Source organism: Streptomyces sp. NPDC001549 (assembly GCF_042894025.1).
GTDB lineage: Bacteria > Actinomycetota > Actinomycetes > Streptomycetales > Streptomycetaceae > Streptomyces > Streptomyces kutzneri.
Genome location: NZ_JBIAVJ010000005.1, coordinates 419690 through 445823, shown reverse-complemented (window position 1 = coordinate 445823; position 26134 = coordinate 419690). Strand labels below are relative to the sequence as shown.

Sequence of the window (26134 nt, the reverse complement as noted above, 5' to 3'; positions counted from 1 at the left end):
AGATCCTCCTGCGCATCCGGCGACAGCCGGCGCATATCCCCACTCTCGATCACACCCGACCAACGACCAGGCAACCGAGGAGTTTCGGCTCAATAACTGAGGCGCAGCTGGCACAGTCTGCATTGGGCGAGGTATCCACTGTTCCTGAACAGCGCTGGTATGACGCACGCTTGTTGGAAGACATCGTGTCACACGCCGATAAGAAGGCTTCGGAGTTGGCGTCCGAGTTTGATCAGGAGCTGAACGCTAAGCGCACCGCCTACATTTCGGGAATGGACTGATCATGGCTGTTGACGCTCTCGACCCCGGCCCTGAAGGGAGCTATCCATACTTCCCCCGTGACGCCATGGGGCAGCCGGCGTGGTCTGATGCCCCGACGGGCCTCCCCGTGGTAAACGGCGGGGCTCCCATGCCTCGCGGAATCCAGGGATTGAGAGACCCTGGACGCCCAGGCCGGTTGGTGACCATTGATGTGACGCCCAGACACGCGAATGGGGAGCCGATCAATCCGCCGGTGATACTCACAACGTAGGCGGCGGGGCTGACTGGGCTGCCGTCCGCCGCAGATTCCTCGACACGTATCCAACATGCCAGGCATGCGGCGAGGGCCGGGCGGAGTTGGTACGGCACTTCCCGCGAACTCGGGATCAGCTCATTGCGGACGGGGTACGCCGCCCGGATGCTCCCGTGAATCTCCGGGGCATCTGTGCGTTCTGCTACTTCACGGAATGAGATCGGGGACCGCACCGCCCATGAGTAACCACCCTGCGGGGTGCCGAAAGGGGTTGTAAGCGCGTGCGGTCCCCACTCTGTTCGGACCGGCCCCGAGCCGGCGAGGACATCGAGCACCAGGACCAGGACGAGCACCAGGCGGTGACCTATGACGAGCTGTATCTGCACCGACCCTGCGACGCACCGCGGACGTTGCCACAGTCACCACCAGGGCTACGAGCGTCGTCCCGCTGTTCGGGCACGGCGGTCACGGAGCCGGCGACGAGCGGCCCGGTATGACGCTGCCGCGCGGTTCCGCCGGCTCGTGCAGGAACGGGGTTCGGCGTGGTGTGACTGGTGCCTAGGCGACTTCCCCGCGGACGAGGTGGACGTGGACCACGTGCGCCCGCTGTCCCTCGGTGGCGAGGACACCGACGGCAACGTGCAGGTGCTGTGTCACGGCTGCCACCAGTTGAAGACTGCAACGGACTTCGGGGTGCGTCGCCATTGACGCCGCCCTAGACCTGCCTAACCCGGCTCGCCTTGGTGCAGTGTGTAAATGTGCACTCTGCGCTACTCGGGCTCGGTTGGATTACGCCGAATCTCTTGCGCGTGACTAGGTACGCGGCGTATGGCGCTGAGTTAATCCCATAGAACTACCTTGACGGTTACTGAGCTGGGTAGTGGAAGACCTTCGGCTGAGACGATCTCAAAAGCTGCCAAGCGTCCCTCTGTGGTTAGCATGCAGTAGGCGCCCCCGATCTGGTTGCCTACATAAATGCTTACCGCTGCCGGCGTGTTGGCCACACCAGACGACTTTGCGTTCTCGCACGACGCGCGCCGATCAATATCCCCTATGGCATAGGCGACTCGACCGCTCATGACCATGATTTTCGCAGATGAACTGAAGTCGCCTCGGAGGTCATCGCCAGCTGGCACCAACTTCCCCGGATTAGCGCCATCGAGTTCAGCCCCTGCGTTTGAATTCATATTAAGGGAAAAGGGGAGGGTTGCAACCCCCACCCAATGAGCCTTCGGGGCTGCCACCTTGGGTGGAGTGGCCGGATCTGTTGTGGCCGGCCGGCTGACGGGGGGCTCGGACGGGGGCGTCGACCCCCGTGCGCTAGATTCCGTCGTGACTTTAGGGTCTGGGTCTGGTGCTGGGTCCACATCCTTAATTAGAACCCCTGCGAGCGCGATGATAGCCGCAACGATTACGGCCAGCGCACCAATTAGTGCTGCGGCATGGCGACTCGCCCAGCTGTCCCGATCTCCACTAGGTGCGTTCGCTGATGGTTCATTAGGTGGGCTACTCATGAATCCCCCGAGTCGCAATAGAGCGCACCAAGCATAACTCTCTACCCCCCATGCGCAACCCGCATGCAGCGAAGTAGATAGGCCGCCGGTCGGCGAATCGATTCTGCAATCGCCGCATACGCAACTACAGCATCACTGGTTTCACCGCAGGCCGTTGGTTGGCCCCGACTTCATGAGATCCCCCTCCTAGGGAGTTATCCATGCCCCGCAAGCCCCGCCCCCCTTGCTCCATACCCGGGTGCCCGGAGCTGACCGCCCATGGTGGCCGCTGCGTCAAGCACGAGCGCGAGGCGACTGCACAGCGGGTCACACCAGGCACGAGCGCGTACGGGCCTCGATGGCTTTACATCCGGCGCGCGTACCTGTATCGGAATCCGTGGTGTGTGCTGTGCGGGAAGACCGCGACGGTCGCGGACCACTTCCCCGAGTCGCGCCGGTCGCTGCTGGCTCGGGGTGTTGCCGATGCGGACGTTGCCTCTCGTCTGCGTCCGCTGTGCACGTCGTGCCACAGCAGGGAGACCGCGAGGCATCAGCCGGGCGGATTCGCTGCCGAAGCGCGGTCACGGCGTGAAGCGCTGGAACGTCCGCCGTTCTGACCCAGGGGGGTGACCCCTGCCCCTCCCGAGGCCGCACGGCAGGGAGGCAAAAAACTCGCACGGCTGATTAGGCCGTTTCTGTGGATGCCTGACACTGGCCCGGTACTTTGCTCGCTCCTGCGAGAGGTGCCGGGCCTTTCGTCGTCCTGCGGAACGATTCTGCGTCCGCGAATTTGTTCACCGAATAGAGTTCGCGAAGTCGCCTTAGTGGGGCATCAATTGTGAAGGGGTCACCAATCGCGCCCGCTCAAAGAGGTCTCGGGCCGCGCTATTCTTGAGGTAGGGCCGAATGTGACTGTGCATGGCCTTGATGCGCTCGTCTGCTCGACCGGATTGAAGGCTGGGGTAATCTTCCAGTGCGAGAATCCATGTTTCGCACGCCGCCTCAAGGTGACCTAGGTCGAGCTGCCGTTCAGCTAGGGTGCAGCGATGGCGGACACGTGCTCGCCGGTAGACGCTCTGGCGGATTTTGTCCGACTGTTGCATTGCCGAGATTGATCCGGCTACATCACCCAGCTCGAATTTCACCTGGCTCGTGTGGTAGAGCAATGATGACGGGTCGTATGAGCCGAATGCCTTGGATTGTGACTCGGCCTTTTCCATGGCGACTTCAGCTTCGCTCAAATAGGATTGCGCGGAAATTCGGTCCCCGATTTGAGCTGCTGCATGGGCTTGTTGGCCAGCGAGGAAAGCGCGCATTCGTGGGCCCGCTTTCGGTGAGGCGGCGGCAGCGGCATCCGCAAGCCGCATAGCCTCTGCGCCGTGTCCCAAATCGACTGCCTGAACACTCATCCCCCGAAGCGTCGTGCAGAAAGTCAAGTGATCTTCGGAGGCTCCGGCGAGTTCCAATGCCTTGAGGTAATAGCGCTGCGCCAATCCGTGCAGACCCTCGTCTACTGCCATATAGCCAGTGAGGTAGCAGAGATCCGAAACAGCGCCCATCATCGCTTTGCGTACGCTGTCGGGTGCTTCTGCGCGCAGGTATGGGGTCGCAGTGTTCACGAGGAACGCGGCAGCCATGGGGCGCGCAGTTCGTCCGCCGAACTGGTCGTCAAGATCAGAAATTCGCTCGGTCATTGCGGCGACGGTCTGGACGTCCGCCATTCCTATGCGCTGAACGTGGCCCTTCTGGACGGCTTCCATTCGACCCACCACATCTGGCCAGTTGGGAACAGTCAGTGCAACAGCGAATAGGCCGACCCCGAGAATGCTTCGGCGTGATGGGTCCATGTCTTGCCTCCCCAGGTCTAGCAACCCTTCAACCGTACTGGGGTGGTCGGGTTCCTGATCTCCGGGAGCCTGTGGAAAGCCTGCCTCACTGTGCGTGATGGGACGGAGCAGTCTCCGGGCAAGCACTTCGAGAATCAGTGGCCGGACGGATTCCTTCGGCAGGTGGCCGCTCAACCACTGGTGCACCGAGGGCTGTTGGTACTTCAGGGGGGTTCCGCGTTCGGTCCCGATGCGGTTGACCTCTTGGGCGAACTGCCGCAGGGTCCACCCGCTCTCGCGATACAGCCGCTCCAGTCCGGCGTTCGGCTGTCGTGTCGTCACTGGCCCCAACTCCCGTGCTCTGACCGCTTAACGCTCTTAACTCCTGCCCGCTTCCCAACGGTACCGCTGTGCGTGGTCGAGCGGTTGCCTAGTGCGAGCACGGACACCAAGGGATGTGACGAGGGTGGGCGGACTCGGCACCGCGTGACGAACGGGGCGGAGTCGAGCACCCCCACCCAATCGCGAAACACGACCGAAGGAGCACAGCCATGCACACCCTTCCCCATGTTGAGCGCGTTGCGGAGCGCGCACGGGAAATCCTGGCGGCCGTAGAGGCCGACCCCGAGTTCACCGCGTTCAAGGCGGCAAGCCTCCGGTACGACGAGGACTGGACTTGCTTTTCCGGCGGTCCGGTCATCAGCGAGTACGACCAGGCGACCGACGCGGCCCCGCTTTTCACCGAGGGGCTGCGGGCGCTCTGCCTCAAGGCCGCCGTGTTCGAGATGACCGGCGACGAGCGCGCGGCGGAAATCCCTGTCGCCGTGCCCGTGGACGAGATGACGCACGCCATGATCGCTCAGCCGCAGATCCTCGCCCGGATCACGGCCAGGGTCGGCGCGCAGATCATCCACCAGACCGACCAGGAACACACCGACTGGACACGGGACGACTACACCCACCAGGCGTACCGCGCCGCGTGGGGCGAGCCGCCCGCCCGGTACTGGATCACGCATGACGAGGTGGCTCGCCGGCTCGGCATCCTGCGAGCGAAGTACGAGGCGGCGGGATTCCGCCGCATGGGGCTCGCGCACAGCATCACGTTCGAGCCCGTAGCCGCGTAGGGCTACCCGAGTGCCTGCCGCATGATCGCAAGCGGGTCCAGCTCCGGGAAGTGCTGCCGGATCTGCTGCTGTGCCTGAGAGATCAGGTCATCAAGTAGGACCGGGGCCGCGCCGTACAGCACGTCATGCAGGTACGGCGCCACCGCGGAAGGGTCGGGCGGTAGTTGCAACTCGACAGTCAGCGGGGCGTTCTCGCTCTTGTAGCGCCTCGCGGGCAGTCCAACCTTTTCGGGGTGGACACAGACCGGTGTCCCATCGCTCAAGTACCGGTGCCCGTCCGCCTTGTTGAACGGGCATTCCGGTGTTGGGCGCTCGAACACGTCGAACTCGCCAACAACGTGGACGCGGGACGGACAGATACCGCACGCGCGGTGATGTACGTCGCCGTTCACGAAAGGCTCGGGCATGACCGGAGCCTAGCTCTCACCAGCACCACAGACGCCCGTTTCCGACCGCACCGCCCCCTCACGGGGGACGAGCGCCGAAGAACGGGTTGCATGACCCGTTGCCGGGCCGCTGGGCGTGTTCAGCAACGGATGAGGAACCCACCCACGGTGCGCACCGTGCAGGGTTCCGCCCGCCCCGCCCCTGCGCTACCACCGTGGCACATGGGCGGGGCAGTCCTCTGACTCTGACGCAGAAAGATCATCCGTGCGCATTCCTATTCCCTACGTAGCGGCCTACAGCAATGAGTCCGGGCCCTACGTATCTGAGCTGTGCATCGAGGTACCGGCCAACGGAAAGCCGCATCTCGCCTACCGCCATCCCCGACCAGAGGACCGGGACTCACACGGCAACTTGTGGGCCCGGATGACCAACCCGAGCGAGGGCGAGCGGGGGCGCGTCCTCTACGACTGCATGCACCCGCTGCGGCAGCGCGAGTGCATGAACCGGCTCCTGTGTCAGGTGTGCGCGAAGCCGGCAGAGACGAGTACCGGCACGATGTTCCTCGAGTGGCAGCGCCCCGGCGAGGGACCGAAAGATCCGACCCGGATCACCACCGACATGCCGCCCGTGTGCTCGCCGTGCCTCCCCTTGTCGCTGCGACACTGCCCGTTCCTGCCGGATGAGAAGACTGCCGTTCTGCTACTCGTCCGTAAGTCGGTCCTGAGTGGAGTGTCCGGCACCCTCTACCGCATAGGCGCGAACGGGAACGGGTGGACTACCTCAGAGCGCGACGTGTATTCCAGCTTCAACAAGCCCCGCTACCCCGGCATGCTCGCCCAGCGGCTGCACCGCAAGTTGCGAGGGGTAACAGTGATGGATCCCGATTCCCTACCCGCCGAAGTGCACCCGACCCACGACCAACGACGAGTCACCTGAGGACAGCCAGTCGCGCTCACGCGCTGGCAGGAAGTCATCTCGCGCCTCGCCCTAGTGGTCGCCATCGGCAACAAAAGAACCCATGCCGGGTGTGGTCGTGATCCGGCCCGACTCCCGCAGTGCTCGGGTCGCCTTCCGCATGGTGTCTCGGTTCACGCCGAACTCGGCCGCTAGCCGGACTTCGGACAGCTGAAATCCGGGCGGGTACTGCCCGCCGTCAATGCGGCAGGTGATCTCGTCTGCGATCTGCTGCCACTTCGGGCGCCGAGGGTCGAACTCCACGCTCGGACAGTACCCATGAACCCACGAGTACGCACAGCGGCCCATATCCGCCCCGAGGGGTGGACAGGGATGGACAGGATCGCTACTTTCGACAACGAAAACGCCCCGACCAACCGCGGGAACGGTCGGACGGGGCTCCGCCGAACAGCTAGTTGGAGCTGAACGACATGCGCGAGCTTATCGCCCTCACGACAATCGGACTGTCTGTCTTAGCCCTGATTCTCTGCGTGCTGCCGAGCCGGCGAAAGCCCGGAAAGCACGCAGCGGGACGAACCCCCGCCCGCATCCCCGTACCTCTCTCGCCGCGCATCCACATGACCCCGTGGCCTACCCCCGAGCCCGAGCACGTTGCCGCTCGGCGGGCATGGATGAGCGAGGAGCGGACCGACTCGCCCCTGTCGTACCGGGCAGCGTCGGTAACGAATGACCCGTGGGCCGACGGAGCGACCATGGAACTGCGCGCCATCAAGGAGCGTCGGCTAGCCGTGGCGCTCGCGGAACTCGGTATTGACTACCCGTACACGTACGAGAGTGCCCCGTTCGGTGCCGCTGCGTTCGCTGCTGCGGGGGTGTCGGCATGACCGCCGAAACATTCACCAGTGAGCCCGCCGTAAGCACTGTGTGCGGGCACCTGTCCGGCGCCCCGGTGTCCATCCGGCTCATTCCGCGCACCAGCGGAGCCGGGGTGACCCTATACACCTGTCCGGACTGCGTGCACCAGTACAGCCCCGGCCCGCAATGGGACGATGAGCTACCCGCCTACCGCAGAAACTGACCAGCCTGACAGACGAAATTGCCCCGCTCGGCACGTGCCGGACGGGGCTCTTTCCTGCGCTGACCTGGTGTTCTTCCGAGTTCCCAGGGTGTAGGGTCCACCGGGGCGGCGCCCCAGGAAACCCGGCTCCGCCGGGCACCGGGCTCCGCCCGGACCCTCCCCCAGCTATCGCTGGGAGGTGCCCCCTGCTCAAACGCCGGCGAGGCTGAAATGCGGACCGGCGAAGCCGGAATGGGCCCGGCGGGCTACCAGCCCTCCAGGGGTGGGGAGATGCCGCTCGGGGGTGTGGCCCACGGGCGGGTCAGGGAGGCCCACACCGCGAAGGCCACCGCCGCGGCGAAGAGCACGGCCCAGCCGAACCTGCGCAGGGCCCGGCGCCAGCGCAGGAGGCGGTCGCCCCGGGCCGCGGCGCCCGCCGCGAGCCCCGTCGGCACCGGCGGGTACGGGCCCTCCAGGAGCCGTCTGACCTGCGCTTCCTTCCGGTCGGGGAGCCCGCTCACGCCGCCTCCCGGTTCCTCAGCGCCTCCACGGCCCGGTTGCACAGCACCCGTACCCGCTCCACCGGCATCCCGAGCTGCGCCGCCGTGACCTCCTCCGCGACCCCTTCGTAGAGCCGCAGGACGAGTACGAGCCGCTCCGGCGGGCTCAGCCGCGCCAGCACACCGGCGCCACCGTGATGGCGCCAGCCGGTCCGGGCGAAGGCCGTGCACAGCTCCTGGCGGGTGAAGTCGTACGGATCGTCCCCGCGCAGGCGCCGCCAGTTCGCGTACGTACGGGCCAGCGCGCCCGCCAGCAGCCGCCGGGCCGACTCCGGTTCACCGGTCAGCAGAAGCGCGACATGCAGGAGACGCCCGGCCGCGCCCGCGACGAAGGCTTCGAACTCCGCGTAGGAGCCCGCCTGTTGATCAACCACCCGCATAGTCCACATAGTGCGGGCAGCGGGGCCGCCCGGGTCAAGAGGACGGACGGACTCCGCTCAGGAGGCGGGGCCGGCTTCGGCCACGGCCGCCATGAGCTCCGACAGCGACAGGTTGAAGCGCGTCAGCAGACCGGTGAAGGATTCCCGCTCGCCCTCGCTCCAGCCCTCCGTCACCCGGGCCATCAGTTCGCGCCGCGAGGAGCGGACCTCCTCCAGCCGGGCCAGCCCCCGCGGGGACAGCGCGAGCACCACGGCCCGTCCGTCCTCGGGGTGCGAGGTCCGCTTGACCAGACCGCTGTCGACCAGCGGTGCGACCTGCCGGGTCACCGTGGAGGAGTCGATGCCCATGCCGCCGGCGAGCGCCTTCACACCCATCGGGCCTTCCAGGTCGAGCCGGTTCAGCAGCAGGTAGGCGGCGCGGTCCATCGAGTTGCGGGCCTGGCCCACACCGCCCAGACGGGTCTGCTCGGCACGGCGGGCGAAGACCGCCACCTGGTGCTGGAGCGCGTCGAGGAGACCGGCTCCGGCGGGCGCGCCGGGCGCCGCGGGCAGATCGGAATTGGCCGGGGTGGAAGGCATGGCCGTGGGCTCTCTTCGCGTGGGTCCGACAAGGATGGGGGACAGAGTACGCGGCCGTGCGGCGGCTCGTACGCCGCGTACGAGAACTGATGCGGCCGGTTCGGGCCCCCGCCCCGCAGGTGTCCCGGATGGCGAGATATCGCCCCTCGCGCAGGCGCTCCCGCAGGCCCTCCCGCGGCTCCTCCCGCAGGCCCTCCCGCGGCCCGGAGCCGGCTCCCGCCCGGGCTGCGAGACTGGCGGCATGAACTACCGCGTGCCCCAGCCCGTCCCCCAGGTCATCCTCGACGACGTCCGGGGGGCCCAGAAGATGCTGTCCGGCGTCTCGCGGGTCACCGCCATGGAGGGCAGCCGGCACCTCTCCGCGCTCACCGGCTCCCCGGTCCACCTCAAGTGCGAGAACCTCCAGCGCACCGGCTCCTTCAAGCTCCGCGGCGCCTACGTGCGCATCGCCGGCCTGCGCCCCGAGCAGCGGGCCGCCGGTGTCGTCGCCGCGAGCGCGGGCAACCACGCGCAGGGCGTGGCGCTGGCCTCTTCCCTCCTCGGGGTCCGCTCGACCGTGTTCATGCCGGTCGGGGCTCCGCTGCCGAAGGTGGCCGCGACCCAGGAGTACGGCGCCGACGTGCGTCTGCACGGGCAGGTCGTCGACGAGACCTTCCTGGCCGCCCAGGAGTACGCGGACCGCACGGGCGCGGTGTTCATCCACCCCTTCGACCACCGCGACATCATCGCGGGCCAGGGCACGGTCGGCCTGGAGATCCTGGAGCAGTGCCCGGAGGTGCGGACCATCCTCGTCGGGATCGGCGGCGGCGGTCTCGCGGCCGGTGTCGCGGTCGCCGTGAAGGCGCTGCGGCCGGACGTGCGGGTCATCGGGGTGCAGGCGGCGGGCGCGGCCGCGTACCCGCCCTCGCTCAAGGCCGGACATCCGATCTCGATCGACGAACCGGTCACGATGGCCGACGGGATCAAGGTCGGCCGCCCCGGAGACGTCCCCTTCAAAATCATCGCCGAGCTCGTCGACGACGTGCGTACAGTCTCCGAGGACGCCCTCTCCAGTGCCCTGCTGCTCTGCCTGGAGCGGGCCAAACTGGTGGTCGAACCGGCCGGGTGCAGCACGGTCGCGGCCCTGCTCAGCGAGCCCGAACTGTACGGCGGCGGCCCGGTGGTGGCCGTCCTGTCCGGCGGGAACGTCGATCCGCTGCTGCTCCAGCGGATCCTGCGCCACGGCATGGCGGCGGCGGGCCGGTACCTGTCCCTGCGGCTGCGCGTGGCCGACCGGCCCGGCGCCCTGGCCGGGCTCCTGGCGGTGTTGTCAGTGGTGGATGCGAACGTGTTGGACGTGAGCCACGTGCGGACGGACCCGCGGCTGGGGCTCACGGAGGTGGAGGTGGAGCTGCACCTGGAGACGAAGGGCCCGGAGCACTGCGCGGAAGTCGCGCGTTCCCTGCACGGCGCGGGATACAAGGTGATGAGCTAGGCGATGAGCTGGGGGTGTCCCCGGCCGCCCCGGCTGTCCCCGACCGTCCGGTCGCATCCGACCCCCGGACATCCCCCGTTCGGCCGAGCGGGACCTGCCCGGCGCTCATAGGATTTGCGTAGAAATGCCCTGAATATCCTGATTCTACTGGCCCGATTCACTGGGAGAATCCATATGCCAGGCGCTATCTACGCCGAAGGTCTGGTCAAGACCTTCGGCGATGTACGGGCTCTCGACGGCGTGGACCTCGATGTCCCCGAAGGCACCGTCCTGGGTCTCCTCGGCCCGAACGGCGCGGGCAAGACCACGACCGTACGTGTCCTGACCACCTCCTGCGGCCCGACAGCGGCAAGGCCGTCGTCGCCGGCATGGACGTGCTCAGGCACCCCAACGAAGTCCGCCGGTCCATCGGCCTGTCCGGCCAGTTCGCGGCCGTCGACGAGTACCTGACCGGCCGCGAGAACCTCCAGATGGTCGGCCAGCTCTACCAGATGAAGGCCAAGGCGGCCAAAGCCCGGGCCACCGAACTCCTCGAACGCTTCAACCTCTCCGACGCCGCGGACCGCACGGCCAAGACGTACTCCGGAGGCATGCGCAGGCGCCTGGACCTCGCGGCCGCCCTCGTCGTCAGCCCACCCGTGATGTTCATGGACGAGCCGACCACCGGACTCGCCCCCCGCAACCGCCAGCAGCTGTGGGGCATCATCCAGGAACTGGTCGCCGGCGGCACCACCCTGCTCCTCACCACCCAGTACCTGGAGGAGGCCGACCACCTCGCGCACGACATCTGCGTGGTCGACCACGGCAAGGTCATCGCCCGCGGCACCTCCGACCAGCTCAAGGCCCGTACCGGCGGCGAGCGCGTGGAGGTCGTCGTCCACGAGCGGCAGCACATCACCACCGCGCGCGAGGTGCTCGCCGGCTTCGGCAAGGGTGAGACCACGGTCGAGGAGCACACCCGCAAACTGACCGTGTCCGTGTCGGGCGGCGCCAAGCTGCTCGCCGAGGTCATCCGAGAACTCGACGGCCGGGGCATCGAGATCGACGACATAGGCCTGCGCCGCCCCACCCTCGACGACGTGTTCATCTCCCTGACCGGGCACGCCGCCGAACGGGCCGCGGAAGAGAACGGGAACGGCGACGCGCCGGCCGCTCCCGCCGCCGAGGACCGCAAGACGACCCGGAGGGAGGTGGCGACGTGACCCTTACCTCCCCGAACCCGGGCGCCTCCCCGCACCGCGAACTCACGGCGTCCCGTCCGCGCGGCGGCGTCGCCCAGAGCGTGAACGACTCCCTCGTGATCGCCAAGCGGAACGTCATCCGCCTCAGCAGGATTCCCGAGATGCTGATCTTCGGGCTGATCCAGCCCGTCATGTTCGTGGTGCTGTTCAGCTTCGTCTTCGGCGGCTCGATGATGATCGGCGGCTCGACCAGCGCCAGCGACTACCGGAACTTCCTGATGGCCGGCATCTTCGCCCAGACCGTCACCTTCGCCACCGCAGGTGCCGGCGCGGGCATCGCCGACGACATGCACAAGGGGCTGATCGACCGCTTCCGCTCGCTGCCCATGGCGCGCGGCGCCGTCCTGACCGGCCGCACCCTGGCGGACCTGATGCAGACGGCGCTGACCATGGTGGTGCTGGCGATGGTCGCCCTCCTCGTCGGCTGGCGCACCCACACGAGCGCCGGCGAGGTGCTGGCCGGCTTCGCCCTGCTGCTCCTGCTCGGGTACGCGTTCTCCTGGATCGGCGCCCTGATCGGGCTGTCCGTACGCACTCCGGAGGCGGCCACCTCGGGCGGGCTGATCTGGCTGTTCCCCGTCACGTTCATCTCCAACGCGTTCGTCCCCACGGAGAACATGGCGAGCTGGCTCCAGCCCATCGCCGAGTGGAATCCGTTCAGCGCCACCGTCCAGGCCTGCCGCGAGCTCTTCGGGAACCCGGGTGTCTCCCGGTCCGACGCCTGGCCGATGGTCCACCCGGTATGGGCCTCGCTGATCTGGTCGGCCCTGATCATCCTGCTCTTCCGCACACTCGCGGTCCGCAAGTACCGCGGGGCGGACGGCTGAGATCCGGAAGGACGCCCGTACCCGCAGCAACGCGCGATGCCCGGCCGGGAGAGTCCGGCCGGGCATCGCGCGTTGTCACTCAGGAAGAAAACGGTGACCGAGGGTGATCAGCCGGTGAAGGGCTTGACGTCCAGGATCTTGACCGAGGCCTTCTTGCCGTTCGGCAGCTCGTACTCGGCGTCCTCGCCGATCGACTTGCCCAGCACGCCGCTGCCCAGCGGGGACTGCGGGGAGTACGTCTCGAAGTCCGAGGACGCGTACTCGCGCGAGGCCAGCAGGAACTCCATGGTGTCGTCCTCGTCGCCGTCGAAGGCGATCTTCACGAGCGTGCCGGGGGCCACCACGCCGTCGGACGCGGGCGCGGTGCCGACCTTGGCGTTCTCCAGGAGCTGCGTGAGCTGGCGGACCCGGAGCTCCTGCTTGCCCTGCTCCTCCTTCGCCGCGTGGTAACCACCGTTCTCACGCAGGTCGCCCTCCTCGCGGGCGGCTGCGATCTTCGTGGCGATCTCCGTGCGGGCGGGACCAGAGAGGTAGTCCAGCTCCGCCTTCAGCTGGTCGTACGCCGCCTGGGTCAGCCAGGTGACGCTTTCGCTCGTCTGGGTCACGGGTGCTCCTCGTCGGTACAGGGGACTACTGGCCGCCGTCGGCGGACGAAACCACGAGCCTAACAATTCGGGAAGAAAAGGGGGAGGACCCCAGAGGCTCATTGCCTCGTGGGGCGCCACTTCAATCCTCTTCGGACCTCAGTGGGCGGAAGGCGCCGACTGGCAGCCGACCAGCTCGATCATCGTCGCCCGGCCGGTGGTCTTCAGGGTGACGATCTCGTCCACCCGCGACCGGTTCTGCGCGAAGGTGAAGTCCGCGCGGCCCACCTCGGCGTGCTCCGTGTTCTGGGAGCTCAGCGAACAGACCCCGGTGACCGAGGCGTCCTTGCGGACCTCCAGGTGCACCTTCACCTCGGTGTCCGAAATCACCTGGAATTTGATCACCTCGGCGCTCACGCTCTGTCCCGCGACGTAGTCCCAGCCGATCCAGCCGACCACGCCCAGCAGCGCCGCACCCAGCACCGATCCGATGATCTTGAGCTTCCGGTCCGCACGCTCGTCCGCCGACCGGCCGTACCGGCCCTCGGGCAGTCCCTCGCGCACCGCGCTCATGATCGTTCCTCTCGCCGGGGACGGCTCGGTCACCCCTGGAATTTTCCGCCCCCCAGTTCGGTCACTATAGGAGCTGAGTGTCGCGCCGAATCGCAGAGGATCCTGTTTTGACCGAGCAGCTTCGACTGATGGCCGTCCACGCCCACCCCGACGACGAGTCGAGCAAGGGCGCGGCCACCATGGCCAAGTACGTGTCCGAGGGGATTCCCGTGCTGGTCGTCACCTGCACCGGTGGCGAGCGCGGCTCGGTCCTGAACCCCAAGCTCCAGGGCGACAAGTACATCGAGGAGAACATCCACGAGGTACGCGCCAGGGAGATGGACGAGGCGCGCGACATCCTCGGCATCGAGCAGGAATGGCTCGGCTACGTGGACTCCGGCCTCCCCGAGGGCGACCCGCTGCCCCCGCTGCCCGAGGGCTGCTTCGCCCTCGCGGACGCCCACGAGGCCGCCGGCGAGCTGGTGAAGAAGATCCGCGCCTTCAAGCCGCAGGTCATCACCACCTACGACGAGAACGGGGGCTACCCGCACCCCGACCACATCATGACCCACACGATCTCCATGCTGGCCTTCGAGAGCGCGGCCGACACCGAGAAGTACCCGGAGAGCGAGTACGGCCCGGCCTACCAGCCGCAGAAGCTCTACTACAACCAGGGCTTCAACAAGCCGCGCACCGTCGCCCTCCACGAGGCGCTGCTCGCGCGCGGCCTGGAGTCCCCCTACGGGGAGTGGCTGGAGCGGTGGAAGGAGTTCGAGCGCAAGGAGCGGACCCTGACCACCCACGTGCCCTGCGCCGACTTCTTCGAGATCCGTGACAAGGCGCTCATCGCGCACGCCACCCAGATCGACCCGGACGGCGGCTGGTTCCGCGTCCCGATGGACATCCAGAAGGAGGTCTGGCCCACCGAGGAGTACGAGCTCGCGAAGTCGCTCGTCGACACCTCCCTCCCCGAGTCCGACCTCTTCGCGGGCATCCGGGAGAATGCGTAGCTATGAGCGCTACGCAGGCAGCACTGACCCAGCTCCTTCCGCTGGCGGGTGACACCTTCGACAAGAACAAGGTGACGCCCGGCCTCCTCGGCTTCATCGTGTTCGCGGCCCTCGCCGTCGGCGTGTGGGCCCTGATGAAGTCCATGAACCGGCACATGGGCCGGGTGAACTTCGAGGAGGCCCCGGAGCCGGCCGCCTCCGGCGGGGACGGCACCCGGGCCCCGTAAGGCCGGTCCGGGAGCGGTTCGGCGCTGCGGGGGCCTTCGCGTGCATGCCGCCGCCCCGGCCGGGAAGCCGGCGGCCGGGGGCTTCCGCGCGTGCGCGATCCGGCTGCCGGGTCCGCCGCGGGGCGCTTCCCGCGGTTTCCCTCCGCCCCCGGTCCGCTTCCGGCCTGCGGCCCTCGGCGGGTTCCCGCCGCTTCCGGTCCCCGGGCCACCACGGAGCCGCCCGTCGGGCCGGTGGCCGGCCGGGGAGCGCGCCCGGGACGCGCCGTGACCCACCCTGCCCGTCGGGACGCGAGCGTCAGGCCCGCGGGACCCCCATGACCTCCCGCGAGTGCAGGTTCGGGACCAGGCCGAGCCGCCACGCCTGCCAGCCCTCCGCCGGATCCACCCCCCGGCCCAGGATCACCCCGTAGGTCTCCAGGCAGTCCTCCAGCCGGCCGTCCCGCGCCGGATGCGGCGCCTGCGCGAGGCGCCCCAGCTCGGCCCGCGCCTCCTCCGGCGCCGCCGGCACCGCGTACGGCAGCATCGTGCACCGCAGGAAACGCGCCCAGTCCTCCCCGCGCCGGTCCCCGTACGCGATGAACAGCCGCACCGCCTCCTCGCACAGACCCAGCGCCTGCGACAGCCGGCCGTTGCCCGCGTCGATCACCGCCAGCTCCAGACACGTCCACGCCTCGCCGTGCGCCAGCCCGATCCGCCGGAAGTCCGCCCGCGCGTCCACCAGCAGCTGACGGGCGAAGCCGGAGTTCCGCAGGTTCCCCGTCTGCGCCGCCCGCTGGTCCCGCGTCACCCGGCCCGAATGGTGGCGCGCGTACGCCAGCCCGTACACGTCCCGCATCCGCGAGAACATCGTCCGCGCCCGCTCCAGCTCCCGTACCGCCTCGTCGCGCGCGCCGCCCACCTCCAGCGCCTGCCCGAGGTAGTACTGCGTCCACGCCTCCCCCCGCGCGTCCTCCGCCTCCCGGTGCCGGGCCAGCGCCTCCCGCAGCCCGTCCACCGCCGGCCCCGGATCCCCGTCCACCACCCGGGCCCGGCCCAGCTGCGTCAGCGCCCAGGCCTCACCACGGTCGTCGCGGGTACGCCCGTACAGGTCCAGGGCCAGCCGCAGCTCCGCCTCCGCCCGCTCCACGTCCCCGAACCGCAGGTGCACCTGACCCAGCTGGAAATGCGCCCAGGCCTCCCCGTGCACGCTCTCGCTCTCCCGGTGCAGCGCCAGCGAGGTCTCCAGCAGCCGCGCCGCCTCCGCCAGCCGCGCCCGGTCCCGCTCCACCGCCGCCAGCGCGTGCAGCCCCCACGCCCGGTCACCCGCCAGCTCCGGCGGTTCCTGCAGCACCAGCGCCTCGCGGATACGCACCGCCGCCTCCGGAAGATTGCCCTGGTGGTGCAAGGTGATCCCGAGCGAGACCAGGGCCATCGCGGCCGCCGCCTCCTGATCGGCCTCCATGTACTGGTCCACCACCGACGCCAGCGTGGTGCGGGCCTTGTCCAGCTCGCCCAGCTGGCGCGCCGCGATACCCGTACGCCACTGCACCGACCGCACCAGCCGCCCCTGCTGATCCTTCAGTCCGTTCTGGCCCGCCGCCACCACCTGTGTCAGCTCATCGATCTCACCCAGCCGGTACAGGTCCCCGCGCAGCAGACAGAAATCGCACAGCGCACCCAGCAGATCCAGCACCGCCTGCTGATCCACCCCCTCCGAATGCCGCAGCGCCGCCGTGATGAAGCTCGACTCGTCGTCCAGCCAGCGCAGCGCCGCATCCAGCGAGGTGAAACCATGGCCGCCGACCGGCCCCTTGAGGAACGTGTTCGCCCGCGTCGACATCTTCCCGTCGACCATCCGGATCACCGAGTCCGCGAGCCGCGCGTAATCGCGGATCAGCCGCTCGTGCGCCGCCGCGGCCTGCGCCCGGTCCTCGTCCGCCACCGACCGCGCCGCCGCGTACGAACGCACCGCGTCGTGCATCCGGAACCGCTGGCCGCGCACCCGCTCGATCAGCCCGGCCTCCCACAGCTCCTCCAGCGTGCGCAGCGCCGCCGTCTCCGGTACGTCCGCCAGCGCGGCCGCCGCCGCACCGCCCAGCGACGCCCGCCCGGCCAGCGGCAACCGCCGCAGCAGCTGCCGGGCGGGTTCGGCCAGCCGCGCGTCCGCCGCACGCAGCGCCGCCTCCACCGGGTGCGCCGCCGCACCGCCGGCCGGGGCCCGGCCCTCGTCGGCCAGGGCGGCCCGGCCCTCGCCCGCCAGCGGAGCCAGCAACCGCAGCGCGAGCGGCAGCCCGCCGCTCAGCTCCACCACCGCGGCCACGTCCTCCTCCGCGACACCCGGCAGAGCCGCCGCACCCGCCTGCGGCGCCCGGAGCAGCTCCACCGCCTCCTCCGGCGCCAACCGCTCCACCGGCAGCTGGTACACCCACGCCGCCAGATCCGCGGGCAGCTCCAACGGCTCCCGCGCCGTCACCAGCACCAGGCTCTCGGAACGCTCCGGAATCAGCATCCGCACCTGCGCCGCGTCCACCGCGTCGTCCAGCAGCACCGTCACCGGCAGCCCCTGCAGATGCTGGTGGTACAGCTCGCCCAGGCGCCGCACCTGCTGTTCCGCCGACGCGCCCTCGCGGAACAGCAACTGCTCGCGGGGCGCACCCAGCCGGTTCATCAGGTGCAGCAGCGCCTCCCGGGTGGCCAGCGGCGCCTCCCCGGACGCCTCCCCGGCCGAACCGCCGCGCAGGTCCACCACGCACGCACCCCGGAACTGATCCCGCAGACCGTGCGCCGCCCGCAGCGCCAGCGCCGTACGGCCCACCCCCGGCTCACCGTGCAGCACCACCACCACCGGCCGGGTCTCCGTACTGGCCCGGGCCGCCTGAACCCACTGCGCGATCCGCGTCAGCTCGGACCGCCGCCCCGCGAACACCTCCGCCGGAGCCGGCAGCTGCCCGAAGGAATGCTCCAGAGCACTGCGCCGCCGCGCCTCCGCGCTGCGGTCCGCACCCCGCAACCGCGGAGCCGGCCGCGCGGCGGGCGGGGCCGCGGCGGGCCGGGCCGCCCGGGCCGCCGCGGCCACCGCACGCTGCTGCTCCAGGAACGGCCGTATCCCGCGCACCTCCAGCGCCGACAGCCACTGCAGCTTCAACTGCTCCGGCCCGCCCGGCCGGCCCCGCTCCCCGGCCCGCCGGTTCGCGGCCGGCAGGTGCAGCGCCGTCACCTTCACCACCGTCGCCACCGCACCGGAGATCCCCACCACGGCCCCCGCGGTCAGCGCCGTACCGGCCGCGACACCCAGCGACAGGTCCGCTCCCACGGCCGTGGCCGCCGCGACCGCCGTCACCAGCAACGCCGTGGAATGGTTGCCCCGCCGGAAGGCCTCACCGAGCGACTGGTCCCCGGCCGCAGCCTCGTCCAGAGCCCGCACGTACGCCTCGTACTCCGGCGCCGCACTCGCGGCGAGCGCGTCCAGCGCCTCCCGGCCCCGGGCCAGCAGCGTCGCCCGGTCGATGCCCGCACCCGTTCCCCGCTGCGCCGCGTCGTCCACGGCCCGCTCCAACAGCCGCTCGGCCTCACCGCGATGGCTGTCCCGCATCGGCATCCCCCTCAGAGAGCTCCGGCAACGAGCCCCAAGTGTCCTGCGGGACTCCTCCGAGCGCGAGGGAATCTGAGCTAGTTCAGAGGGAACTGCGCACTCTCTCCTACAGTCGGGTCGAAATCAGTCAACTGGCATATTCGGAGGGCAACATGACGCTACGTCGCTTACGCACCGCTCTGGTGTCGGTCCTGTGCGCGACGGCACTGCTGCCGGCTCTGGCCGGATGCGAACCCCAGCCGGCCGCAGGGGGGTTCGTCGCACGCCACGAGAAACCGGCCGCAGCCGACCGCGAGAGCGCCGGCTTCCTGAAGCGGTGGAAGCTCGTCGAGCTCGTCACCGCCGACCTCGACGCCTACCTCGACGTCCCCCACCGGATCACGGTCGTCGCCCGCTCCTGCGCGGGCGAGGGCAGTGGCTACGACCCCGGGACCCACCGGATCGAGCTCTGCTACGACGACCTGACGGAGGACCGGAAGCTGTTCGAGGAAGCCGACCGCCGCCCAGCGGACGAACCCCTCTCCGAGGTCGTCCGGGAGACCCTCCACCACGAGGCGGGCCACGCCCTCATCGACGCCCTCGGCCTCCCCGTCCGCGACGAGGGCCGCGCCGAGGAGGACGCCGCCGACCGCTTCGCGCAGCTGATGCTCCTGCGCGCCCCGGGGGGCGACCACGCCCTGCTGACGGCCGCCCGGGCCTATGACCTCGCGGCTGCGGCCGGCCCCACCCCGGCCCCCGACGACGAACACGCCCCGGACCCGGCCCGCGCGGAGTCCCACCGCTGCGCGGCCTACGGCCACGACCCGGCCCGCCACCCGGACCTCGCGACCCCGGCCCGTGCGGCCTGCCCGGCGACCTGGGCAGCCACCCGCGACACCTGGACCCACGACCTGACACCGCTCCTGCGGTGAGCGGGCGAGGGCCGATACAAAGGCGGGACGGGGCCGGCCGGATTCGAACCGGCGTCCTCCCACATGCGGTGAAGGCGCGACAGCCACTGCGCTACGAGCCCCGTCCCGCTCGCGATGATATGGGCCGCCCGCCCTCCGCCGCCCCCGAATATGCGACGCCCGGCGGGCCGCACCCCCGCATTCGGGCCGGTCCCCACCGGGTGCGCGAGGATGGGGGCATGCCCAACCGACTTGCGCACGCCACGTCCCCGTACCTTCTCCAGCACGCGGACAACCCCGTCGACTGGTGGCAGTGGGAGCCCGCTGCCTTCGACGAGGCGCGCAGGCGCGGCGTGCCCGTATTCCTGAGCGTGGGATACAGCAGCTGCCACTGGTGTCATGTCCTCGCGCACGAGTCCTTCGAGGACGAGCTGACCGCCGAGTACATGAACGAACACTTCGTCAACATCAAGGTGGACCGCGAAGAACGCCCCGACGTGGACGCCGTCTACATGGAGGCCGTGCAGGCAGCCACGGGGCAAGGCGGCTGGCCCATGTCGGTCTTCATGACGGCCGAGGCCGAGCCCTTCTACTTCGGTACCTATTTCCCGCCCGAGCCCCGGCACGGCATGCCCTCCTTCATGCAGGTCCTGGAAGGCGTCCATGCGGCGTGGACCGGTCGTCGCGAAGAGGTGGGAGAGGTCGCGCAGAAGATCACAAGGGACCTGGCCGGCCGCGCGTTCAGTACCGAAGGCACGGGGAGGCCGACCGAGGAGTCCCAGGCCAACGCCCTGCTCGCCCTGACCCGGGACTACGACCCTGCCAGCGGATGGTTCGGAGGCGGTGACACGAAGTTCCCGCCGAGCATGATCGTGGAGTTCCTGCTCCGTCACCATGCCCGGACCGGGGCCGAGGGGGCCCGCGAGATGGCCGAAGGGGCGTGCGGGGCCATGGCCCACGCAAGCTTGTTCGACCAGATTGGAGGCGGGTTCCATCGGTACGTGCTGCGTCAGCATGCCGGTGGCGCTTTGGTACCGCACTTCGAGAAGATGCTCTACGACAACGCGCTGCTGTGCCGGGTGTACGCGCACCTGTGGCGCGCCACCGGGTCCGGTCTCGCGCGCCGGGTCGCGCTGGAGACCGCCGATTTCATGGTCCGGGAGCTGCGCACCGACCAGGGCGGCTTCGCCTCCGCGCTCGACGCCGACAGCGAGGATCCGCTGACCGGGGAGCACGTCGAGGGGGCCTACTACGCCTGGACGCCTGCCCAGCTGCGCGAGGTGCTGGGGGAGGACGACGGGGATCTGGCCGCCGGGTACTTCGGGGTGACCGAGGAGGGGACCTTCGAGCACGGCGCGTCCGTGCTGCAGCTGCCCCAGGACGGGCCCGCGGTGGAGGCGGGCAGGCTCGCCGGGATCAAGGAGCGGCTGCTGGCCGCGCGCGGGCGGCGGCCCGCGCCCGGGCGGGACGACAAGATCGTCGCCGCGTGGAACGGGCTGGCGATCGCCGCGCTCGCCGAGTGCGGGGCGTACTTCGAGCGGCCCGACCTGGTGGAGCGGGCGACCGAGGCGGCCGATCTGCTGGTGCGCGTGCACATGGACGGCCGGGCGCGGCTGTCGCGCACCAGCAAGGACGGGCAGGTCGGCACCAACGACGGGGTGCTGGAGGACTACGGCGACGTCGCGGACGGCTTCCTCGCGCTGGCGTCCGTGACCGGCGAGGGGGTCTGGCTGGAGTTCGCCGGGTTCCTCGTCGACCTGGTCATGGACCGGTTCACCGCCGAGGACGGGTCGCTGTACGACACGGCGCACGACGCGGAGAAGCTCATCCGCAGGCCGCAGGATCCAACGGACACGGCCGCCCCGTCGGGGTGGACGGCCGCCGCGGGCGCGTTGCTCTCGTACGCGGCGCACACCGGATCGGAGGCGCACCGGACGGCGGCGGAGCGGGCGCTCGGGGTGGTGCACGCGCTCGGGCCGCGGGTGCCGCGCTTCATCGGGCACGGGCTGTCGGTCGCCGAGGCGCTCCTCGACGGCCCGCGTGAGGTGGCGGTCGTCGGCCATCCGGAGGATCCGGCGCTGGCGCTGCTGCACCGGACCGCGTTGCTGGGGACGGCTCCCGGGGCGGTGGTGGCGGTCGGTCTTCCGCGTACGGCGGACGGTGCCGGCGGTGAGTTCCCCCTTCTTGCCGAGCGCACACTCGTCCACGACCTTCCGACGGCGTATGTGTGTCGACATTTCGTCTGCGCGCGGCCTACGACGGAACCGGTCGAACTGGCCGAGCAGTTGGGTGGGATTCGCCCCTGAAGTTACCGGAGTACCGTCAATTCCGGTTGCGCGTATATGAGTTGAGAAACGCGCTTTTTATCTGCGATGCAGCTGAGTGTCATGTTCACTGCCTAATCTCTTAGCTTCGGGAGTCACCGAGACGGCGCACTGGGGGGTGCGCGCAAGGGGGAAGCGGGGGCGGCGGGCCGGGGGGCCCGCCGTGAGCCCCCGGGGGGTTTGCTGATCGCCGCCGGGGGGCGGCGGGTCTGTGGGGGGCCTGTTGTACACATCTGTGTTCATCGCTGTCATTTCCCTGGCGCTCTTCTGGATGGCCGCATTCACGCTCTGGTGGCAGATGCACGCGTGGCGGACCCCCGAGGTGCTCGCCTCCACGCGTTTCGACCGCCCCGACGGGGAGGGCCGCCTCGCCTTCTCGCTGCTGCTGCCCGCCCGCCACGAGCAGGCGGTCCTGGAGCACACCATCGACCGGCTGCTGGAGTCGAGCCACACCGACTACGAGATCATCGTGATCGTCGGACACGACGACCCCGAGACGGCCGCCGTCGCCGAACGGGCTGCCGCCCGCGCACCGGCCCGCGTACGGGTCGTGGTCGACCACCACGAGACGAAGAACAAGCCGAAGGCCCTCAACACCGCCCTCCCGTCCTGCCGCGGTGACATCGTCGGAGTCTTCGACGCCGAGGACCAGGTCCACCCCGAGCTGCTCGCCCACGTCGACCACGCCTTCCGCTCCACCGGCGCCGACGTGGTCCAGGGCGGGGTCCAGCTCATCAACTTCCACTCCAGCTGGTACAGCCTGCGCAACTGCCTGGAGTACTTCTTCTGGTTCCGCTCCCGGCTGCACCTGCACGCCGAGAAGGGCTTCATCCCGCTCGGCGGCAACACCGTCTTCGTGCGCACCGAAGTGCTGCGCGAGGCCGGCGGCTGGGACCAGAACTGCCTCGCCGAGGACTGCGACCTCGGGGTGCGGCTGTCGTCGGTCGGCAAGAAGGTGGTCGTCGCCTACGACTCCGACATGGTCACCCGCGAGGAGACGCCCGGCTCGCTGGTGAGCCTGCTCAAGCAGCGCACCCGCTGGAACCAGGGGTTCCTTCAGGTGTACCGGAAGAAGGACTGGCAGCAGCTGCCCGGGCGCGGCCAGCGCTGGCTGGCCCGCTACACACTGATGACGCCCTTCATGCAGGCGGCGTCGGGAGTGATCATTCCGCTCAACTTCGCCGTCGCGGTCCTCCTCGACGTGCCGGTCGGCATCGCGATCATCACCTTCCTCCCCATGATCACGGCGATGGTGACGTTCGTGTTCGAGATCGTCGGCCTGCACGACTTCGGCCGCCAGTACGGTCTGCGCGTCCGTTTCGTGCACTACGTCAAGCTCGTCGTCGGCGGCCCGTTCTACCAGGTGATGCTCGCGGGGGCCGCGATCCGTGCGGTCTGGCGCGAGCAGCGCGGCCGCAACGAGTGGGAGCTGACCAGCCACACCGGCGCCCACCTGACCGCGACCGCCACCGCGACCCCGACCGCCGCCACCGCGACCCCGACCGCCGCCACCGCGACCCCGACCGCCGCCGGCGCGCCCGCGCACGCCACCGCGCCCGTACCCGCCACCGCCGCACCCGGTGCCGTCTCCGCTTCCACCGCGATCCGAGAGGACAGCCGCCGGTGACCGCCACCCTGCCCACGGCCACTGATCCCCAGCCAGAGACCCGCACCGTCCCGGACCGGCGGACGCCCGTCGCCGGCGGCCTCGGGGTGCGCCCGGCCGCGCCCGCCCGGCCGCTCGTGCGCTTCCGCTCCTCCCGCCCCGACCTGCTGCTGTGCGGCGCCCTGCTGCTGGTGATCGTGCTGGTCCAGGGCTGGAACATCACGAACTTCCCGACCCTGAGCGACGACGAGGGCACCTACCTCGCGCAGGCCTGGGCCGTCCAGCAGGGCGACGGCCTCGCCCACTACACGTACTGGTACGACCATCCGCCGCTCGGCTGGATCCAGGTCGCGGGCCTGACGTACCTGCCGTCGCTCTTCGTGCCCGACTGGATGACCGTCGCGCCGATGCGGTTCTCGATGCTCGCCGTCTCCGCCGCCTCCTCCGTGCTGATGTACGTCCTGGCGCGCCGGCTGTGGCTGCCGCGCTGGGCGGCCGGGCTCGCGATGGCCCTCTTCGGGCTGTCGCCGCTCTCCGTGGTCCTCCAGCGGGAGATCTTCCTCGACAACCTCGCCGTGATGTGGATGCTGCTGGCCTTCTGCCTCGCCGCGTCCCCGAGCCGCCACCTGTGGCACCACTTCGGGTCCGGGCTGGCGGCCGCCACCGCCGTCCTGACCAAGGAGACGATGCTGGTGGTGCTCCCGGCGCTGCTGGTGACGATGTGGCGCCACACCCACCGCGACACCCGTAAGTTCGCGGTCACCGGAGCGATCACCGCCTGTGCGCTGATCGGGCTGTCGTACCCGCTGTACGCCCTGCTCAACGGCGAGCTGCTGCCCGGCTCCGGGCACGTGTCGCTCATCGACGGCATCACCTACCAGATGGGCCGCGAGGGCTCCGGCTTCATCCTCACTCCCGGCTCCGGCTCGAACGGCGTCTTCCGGTCCTGGCTCTACTACGACACCGTCCTGCCGCTCGGCGGGCTGGCCGGCGCGGTCCTGCTGCTCGCCACCGTCCGGTGGTCGGTCACCGCCCGGGCACTGGCCGGCCCCGCGCTCGCCGCCGTGATCCTCGCCGCCGTCGCGATGCGGCCCACCGGCTACCTGCCGGCGATGTACGTGATCCAGGCGCTGCCGTTCCTCGCGCTCGTCCTCGCCGGGGGCGCGGCCAGCATCACGCACGCCGTGCTGCGCCGCCGCCGCGGTCCGGGTGAGCGCCGGTCGCGGGTGTGGGCGCGCTGGGCGCTGCTCGGCGTACTCGCCGCGTCGGCCGCCGTGTACGTGCTGCCCCGCTGGTACGACGGCAACCGCACCGCGCTGACGGTGGACGCGAACGCCCCGTACCGGCAGGCCGCGGCCTGGCTCGGCAGCGAGGTCGCCGACCCGGCGAACACCCGGGTGCTGCTGGACGACGCCCTCTGGCTGGACGCGGTGCACCACGGCTTCGAGCCGGGGCTCGGCGCGGTCTGGTTCTACAAGGCGGACCTCGACCCGGCTGTCACCAGGACCCTGCCACAAGGCTGGCAGGACATCGACTACGTGGTCTCCTCGCCCACCGTGCGCCGTGACGCGGTGAACCTGCCCAACGTGAAGGCGGCGCTGGAGCATTCGGCGGTGGTGGCGGTCTTCGGGTCGGGCGAGGACCGCATCGAGATCCGCCGGACCGACAGGGCTGACGGGACCGACGGGACCGACGGGACCGACCGCTTCGGCGGTGCCGACCGTACGAGTGGGAGCTGAGCCACCATGAGCGAGGACCTGTGGCACCTCCATGCCCCGGTCGACCCGGAGCTCACCGCTCCGAAGACCCTGACCGGCAGTGTCACCCTCATCGTCCCGACCTTCAACGAGTCCGGGAACATCGCCGAGTTGCTGCGCCGGCTCGGTGAGGCGCTGCCCGACCACCTGCCCTGCGAGGTGCTGTTCGTGGACGACTCCACGGACGACACCCCCGCCGTCATCGAGAAGGCCGCCGCCGACCACCCCTTCCCGGTGTCTGTCCTGCACCGGGAGACGGCCGACGGCGGGCTCGGCGGCGCCGTCGTCGAAGGGATCAAGCGCGCGGACACCGACTGGATCGTCGTCATGGACGCCGACCTCCAGCACCCGCCCCACCTCGTCCCCGAGCTCGTCGGCGAGGGCGTCCGCACCGGCGCCGACCTCGTCGTCGCCTCCCGCTACATCAGCGGCGGCAGCCGGGCCGGGCTCGCCGGGAGTTACCGCATCGCCGTCTCCCGCGCCGCGACCTGGCTGGCGAAGGGGCTCTTCCCGCGCGCCCTGCGCGGGATCAGCGACCCGATGAGCGGCTTCTTCGCGATGCGCCGCTCCGTCGTCACCGCGGAGGCCCTGAAGCCGCTGGGCTACAAGATCCTGCTGGAGCTGGCGGTGCGCTGCCGCCCCGGCAGGGTCGCCGAGGTGCCGTTCGTCTTCCAGGACCGCTATGCGGGGGAGTCGAAGTCCACCGCCCGCGAGGGCATGCGCTTCCTCGCCCACCTCGCCTCGCTGCGCTCGGCCACCCCGCTGGCCCGCATGATCGGCTTCGGGCTGATCGGGCTCTCCGGCTTCGTCCCGAACCTGGCCGCGCTCTGGCTGCTCACCCATGCCGGGATGCACTACCTGCCGGCCGAGATCGTCGCCAACCAGGCGGGGGTCCTGTGGAACTTCCTCCTCATCGAGACCCTGCTCTTCCGCGACCGGCGCCGGCACCGCCACTGGGCGGACCGGGTGGGGCGGTTCGCGCTGCTCGCCAACGCCGATCTGCTGCTGCGCATACCGCTGATCGCGCTGTTCGTCGCCCGGTTCGGGATGGAGGTGCTGCCGGCCACCGCTCTGGCGCTGGTGACCACCTTCGTCCTGCGGTTCGCGGCCACGGAGGCCCTGGTCTATCTGCCGCGCCGCACCTCGGCCACCTCGGCCACCTCGGCCGCGCCGGCCCACCCGGACGTCCCGTCGGAGGCGGGCCGTCACACCAGGAGTTGAGCCGCACAGAAAGGA

General features: G+C 69.9%; 23 protein-coding genes, 1 tRNA gene and 1 pseudogene. 15 read left to right on the top strand and 10 right to left on the bottom strand.

Going from position 1 to position 26134, the window contains the following annotated elements; genetic code table 11:
- The coding region (locus ACFY04_RS12230; protein WP_389116015.1) for a hypothetical protein at positions 1-281 on the top strand (281 nt) is incomplete at its 5' end.
- A 599-nt stretch (positions 282-880) separates the two neighbouring features.
- Positions 881-1222 carry an HNH endonuclease gene (locus ACFY04_RS12225; RefSeq protein ID WP_389116014.1) on the top strand — a complete coding sequence of 114 codons (342 nt, stop codon included), beginning with the start codon at positions 881-883 and terminating at the stop codon, positions 1220-1222.
- Between the two features lie 1606 nt (positions 1223-2828).
- On the opposite strand, the gene ACFY04_RS12220 is transcribed toward ACFY04_RS12225, so the two are convergent.
- Positions 2829-4175, bottom strand: a complete 1347-nt coding sequence (locus ACFY04_RS12220; RefSeq protein ID WP_389116013.1) for a tetratricopeptide repeat protein — start codon at positions 4173-4175, stop codon at positions 2829-2831.
- 209 nt (positions 4176-4384) lie between these two features.
- Between ACFY04_RS12220 and ACFY04_RS12215 the strand changes: the two genes are divergently transcribed.
- Entirely contained in the window at positions 4385-4957 is a 573-nt protein-coding gene (locus ACFY04_RS12215) for a hypothetical protein (RefSeq protein ID WP_389116011.1), read from the top strand.
- Between the two features lie 2 nt (positions 4958-4959).
- Here ACFY04_RS12215 and ACFY04_RS12210 read toward each other — a convergent pair whose 3' ends face one another.
- A complete protein-coding gene (locus ACFY04_RS12210; RefSeq protein ID WP_389116010.1) occupies positions 4960-5364 on the bottom strand; it encodes a hypothetical protein in 405 nt (134 codons plus the stop codon).
- A gap of 403 nt (positions 5365-5767) precedes the next feature.
- Here ACFY04_RS12210 and ACFY04_RS12205 point away from each other — a divergent pair, with 403 nt between their 5' ends.
- Positions 5768-6280, top strand: coding sequence for a hypothetical protein (locus tag ACFY04_RS12205; RefSeq protein WP_389116009.1), 513 nt, complete (start codon positions 5768-5770; stop codon positions 6278-6280).
- A 51-nt stretch (positions 6281-6331) separates the two neighbouring features.
- Here ACFY04_RS12205 and ACFY04_RS12200 read toward each other — a convergent pair whose 3' ends face one another.
- Positions 6332-6562, bottom strand: a complete 231-nt coding sequence (locus ACFY04_RS12200; protein ID WP_389116007.1) for a GntR family transcriptional regulator — start codon at positions 6560-6562, stop codon at positions 6332-6334.
- A gap of 449 nt (positions 6563-7011) precedes the next feature.
- On the opposite strand from ACFY04_RS12200, the gene ACFY04_RS12195 reads away from it, so the two are divergent.
- Positions 7012-7143, top strand: a complete 132-nt coding sequence (locus ACFY04_RS12195; RefSeq protein WP_389116005.1) for a hypothetical protein — start codon at positions 7012-7014, stop codon at positions 7141-7143.
- A gap of 439 nt (positions 7144-7582) precedes the next feature.
- Here ACFY04_RS12195 and ACFY04_RS12190 read toward each other — a convergent pair whose 3' ends face one another.
- From ACFY04_RS12190 to ACFY04_RS12180, 3 genes are read right to left on the bottom strand one after another with little or no spacing between them, the layout of a single operon-like run.
- Entirely contained in the window at positions 7583-7837 is a 255-nt protein-coding gene (locus ACFY04_RS12190) for a hypothetical protein (protein WP_389116004.1), read from the bottom strand.
- Positions 7834-8256: a sigma factor-like helix-turn-helix DNA-binding protein gene (locus ACFY04_RS12185; RefSeq protein ID WP_373040776.1), complete on the bottom strand. Its 423-nt coding sequence runs from the start codon at positions 8254-8256 to the stop codon at positions 7834-7836. Before ACFY04_RS12185 ends, ACFY04_RS12190 begins: the two co-directional genes overlap by 4 nt.
- Before the next feature lie 57 nt (positions 8257-8313).
- Complete coding sequence (locus tag ACFY04_RS12180; protein ID WP_382542500.1) at positions 8314-8835, bottom strand: MarR family winged helix-turn-helix transcriptional regulator; 522 nt, start codon at positions 8833-8835, stop codon at positions 8314-8316.
- Between the two features lie 241 nt (positions 8836-9076).
- On the opposite strand from ACFY04_RS12180, the gene ilvA reads away from it, so the two are divergent.
- The 3 genes and pseudogenes from ilvA to ACFY04_RS12165 all read left to right on the top strand — a co-directional run bounded on the left by ilvA (position 9077) and on the right by ACFY04_RS12165 (position 12377).
- Complete coding sequence (gene ilvA / locus ACFY04_RS12175) at positions 9077-10309, top strand: threonine ammonia-lyase (RefSeq protein ID WP_389116002.1); 1233 nt, start codon at positions 9077-9079, stop codon at positions 10307-10309.
- Between the two features lie 174 nt (positions 10310-10483).
- A pseudogene (locus ACFY04_RS12170) lies at positions 10484-11511 on the top strand (ATP-binding cassette domain-containing protein).
- Positions 11508-12377 carry an ABC transporter permease gene (locus tag ACFY04_RS12165; RefSeq protein ID WP_389115999.1) on the top strand — a complete coding sequence of 290 codons (870 nt, stop codon included), beginning with the start codon at positions 11508-11510 and terminating at the stop codon, positions 12375-12377. The pseudogene ACFY04_RS12170 and the gene ACFY04_RS12165 overlap by 4 nt, the downstream one beginning before the upstream one ends.
- A 107-nt stretch (positions 12378-12484) precedes the next feature.
- On the opposite strand, the gene greA is transcribed toward ACFY04_RS12165, so the two are convergent.
- A complete protein-coding gene (gene greA / locus ACFY04_RS12160; RefSeq protein ID WP_314254598.1) occupies positions 12485-12982 on the bottom strand; it encodes a transcription elongation factor GreA in 498 nt (165 codons plus the stop codon).
- 138 nt (positions 12983-13120) lie between these two features.
- Entirely contained in the window at positions 13121-13534 is a 414-nt protein-coding gene (locus ACFY04_RS12155; RefSeq protein WP_389115997.1) for a DUF4307 domain-containing protein, read from the bottom strand.
- Between the two features lie 107 nt (positions 13535-13641).
- Between ACFY04_RS12155 and mca the strand changes: the two genes are divergently transcribed.
- Positions 13642-14523: a mycothiol conjugate amidase Mca gene (gene mca, locus ACFY04_RS12150; protein ID WP_314254596.1), complete on the top strand. Its 882-nt coding sequence runs from the start codon at positions 13642-13644 to the stop codon at positions 14521-14523.
- A 2-nt stretch (positions 14524-14525) separates the two neighbouring features.
- Positions 14526-14750, top strand: a complete 225-nt coding sequence (locus tag ACFY04_RS12145) for a hypothetical protein (protein WP_389115996.1) — start codon at positions 14526-14528, stop codon at positions 14748-14750.
- A gap of 295 nt (positions 14751-15045) precedes the next feature.
- Here the strand turns inward: ACFY04_RS12145 and ACFY04_RS12140 are convergent, their stop codons facing one another.
- On the bottom strand, positions 15046-18321 hold the full coding sequence (locus tag ACFY04_RS12140) for a tetratricopeptide repeat protein (RefSeq protein WP_389115994.1): 3276 nt from the start codon (positions 18319-18321) through the stop codon (positions 15046-15048).
- Positions 18322-18473: 152 nt separating this feature from the next.
- Here ACFY04_RS12140 and ACFY04_RS12135 point away from each other — a divergent pair, with 152 nt between their 5' ends.
- Positions 18474-19232, top strand: coding sequence for a DUF4344 domain-containing metallopeptidase (locus tag ACFY04_RS12135; RefSeq protein WP_389115993.1), 759 nt, complete (start codon positions 18474-18476; stop codon positions 19230-19232).
- A 28-nt stretch (positions 19233-19260) separates the two neighbouring features.
- Here the strand turns inward: ACFY04_RS12135 and ACFY04_RS12130 are convergent.
- Positions 19261-19334 (bottom strand) — tRNA-Ala (locus tag ACFY04_RS12130).
- Positions 19335-19450: 116 nt separating this feature from the next.
- Here ACFY04_RS12130 and ACFY04_RS12125 point away from each other — a divergent pair.
- The 4 genes from ACFY04_RS12125 to ACFY04_RS12110 all read left to right on the top strand — a co-directional run bounded on the left by ACFY04_RS12125 (position 19451) and on the right by ACFY04_RS12110 (position 26119).
- Positions 19451-21517, top strand: coding sequence for a thioredoxin domain-containing protein (locus tag ACFY04_RS12125; RefSeq protein ID WP_389115990.1), 2067 nt, complete (start codon positions 19451-19453; stop codon positions 21515-21517).
- 241 nt (positions 21518-21758) lie between these two features.
- Positions 21759-23162, top strand: coding sequence for a glycosyltransferase (locus tag ACFY04_RS12120; protein ID WP_389115988.1), 1404 nt, complete (start codon positions 21759-21761; stop codon positions 23160-23162).
- Positions 23159-24880: an ArnT family glycosyltransferase gene (locus tag ACFY04_RS12115; protein WP_389115987.1), complete on the top strand. Its 1722-nt coding sequence runs from the start codon at positions 23159-23161 to the stop codon at positions 24878-24880. Before ACFY04_RS12120 ends, ACFY04_RS12115 begins: the two co-directional genes overlap by 4 nt.
- A 6-nt stretch (positions 24881-24886) precedes the next feature.
- The gene (locus ACFY04_RS12110; RefSeq protein ID WP_389115985.1) at positions 24887-26119 is read left to right on the top strand and encodes a glycosyltransferase; all 1233 of its coding nucleotides are present in this window, start codon (positions 24887-24889) and stop codon (positions 26117-26119) included.
- Positions 26120-26134 lie beyond the last annotated feature (15 nt).

Excerpts from the sequence above, each read along its gene's own strand:
- ACFY04_RS12225 (WP_389116014.1), top strand. The coding sequence starts at position 881 with ATGACGAGCTGTATCTGCACCGACCCTGCGACGCACCGCGGACGTTGC.
- ACFY04_RS12215 (WP_389116011.1), top strand. The coding sequence starts at position 4,385 with ATGCACACCCTTCCCCATGTTGAGCGCGTTGCGGAGCGCGCACGGGAA.
- ACFY04_RS12210 (WP_389116010.1), bottom strand. The coding sequence starts at position 5,364 with ATGCCCGAGCCTTTCGTGAACGGCGACGTACATCACCGCGCGTGCGGT.
- ACFY04_RS12205 (WP_389116009.1), top strand. The coding sequence starts at position 5,768 with ATGACCAACCCGAGCGAGGGCGAGCGGGGGCGCGTCCTCTACGACTGC.
- ACFY04_RS12195 (WP_389116005.1), top strand. The coding sequence starts at position 7,012 with ATGGAACTGCGCGCCATCAAGGAGCGTCGGCTAGCCGTGGCGCTCGCG.
- ACFY04_RS12185 (WP_373040776.1), bottom strand. The coding sequence starts at position 8,256 with ATGCGGGTGGTTGATCAACAGGCGGGCTCCTACGCGGAGTTCGAAGCC.
- ACFY04_RS12180 (WP_382542500.1), bottom strand. The coding sequence starts at position 8,835 with ATGCCTTCCACCCCGGCCAATTCCGATCTGCCCGCGGCGCCCGGCGCG.
- ilvA (WP_389116002.1), top strand. The coding sequence starts at position 9,077 with ATGAACTACCGCGTGCCCCAGCCCGTCCCCCAGGTCATCCTCGACGAC.
- ACFY04_RS12155 (WP_389115997.1), bottom strand. The coding sequence starts at position 13,534 with ATGAGCGCGGTGCGCGAGGGACTGCCCGAGGGCCGGTACGGCCGGTCG.
- ACFY04_RS12145 (WP_389115996.1), top strand. The coding sequence starts at position 14,526 with ATGAGCGCTACGCAGGCAGCACTGACCCAGCTCCTTCCGCTGGCGGGT.
- ACFY04_RS12140 (WP_389115994.1), bottom strand. The coding sequence starts at position 18,321 with ATGCGGGACAGCCATCGCGGTGAGGCCGAGCGGCTGTTGGAGCGGGCC.
- ACFY04_RS12135 (WP_389115993.1), top strand. The coding sequence starts at position 18,474 with ATGACGCTACGTCGCTTACGCACCGCTCTGGTGTCGGTCCTGTGCGCG.
- ACFY04_RS12125 (WP_389115990.1), top strand. The coding sequence starts at position 19,451 with ATGCCCAACCGACTTGCGCACGCCACGTCCCCGTACCTTCTCCAGCAC.
- ACFY04_RS12110 (WP_389115985.1), top strand. The coding sequence starts at position 24,887 with ATGAGCGAGGACCTGTGGCACCTCCATGCCCCGGTCGACCCGGAGCTC.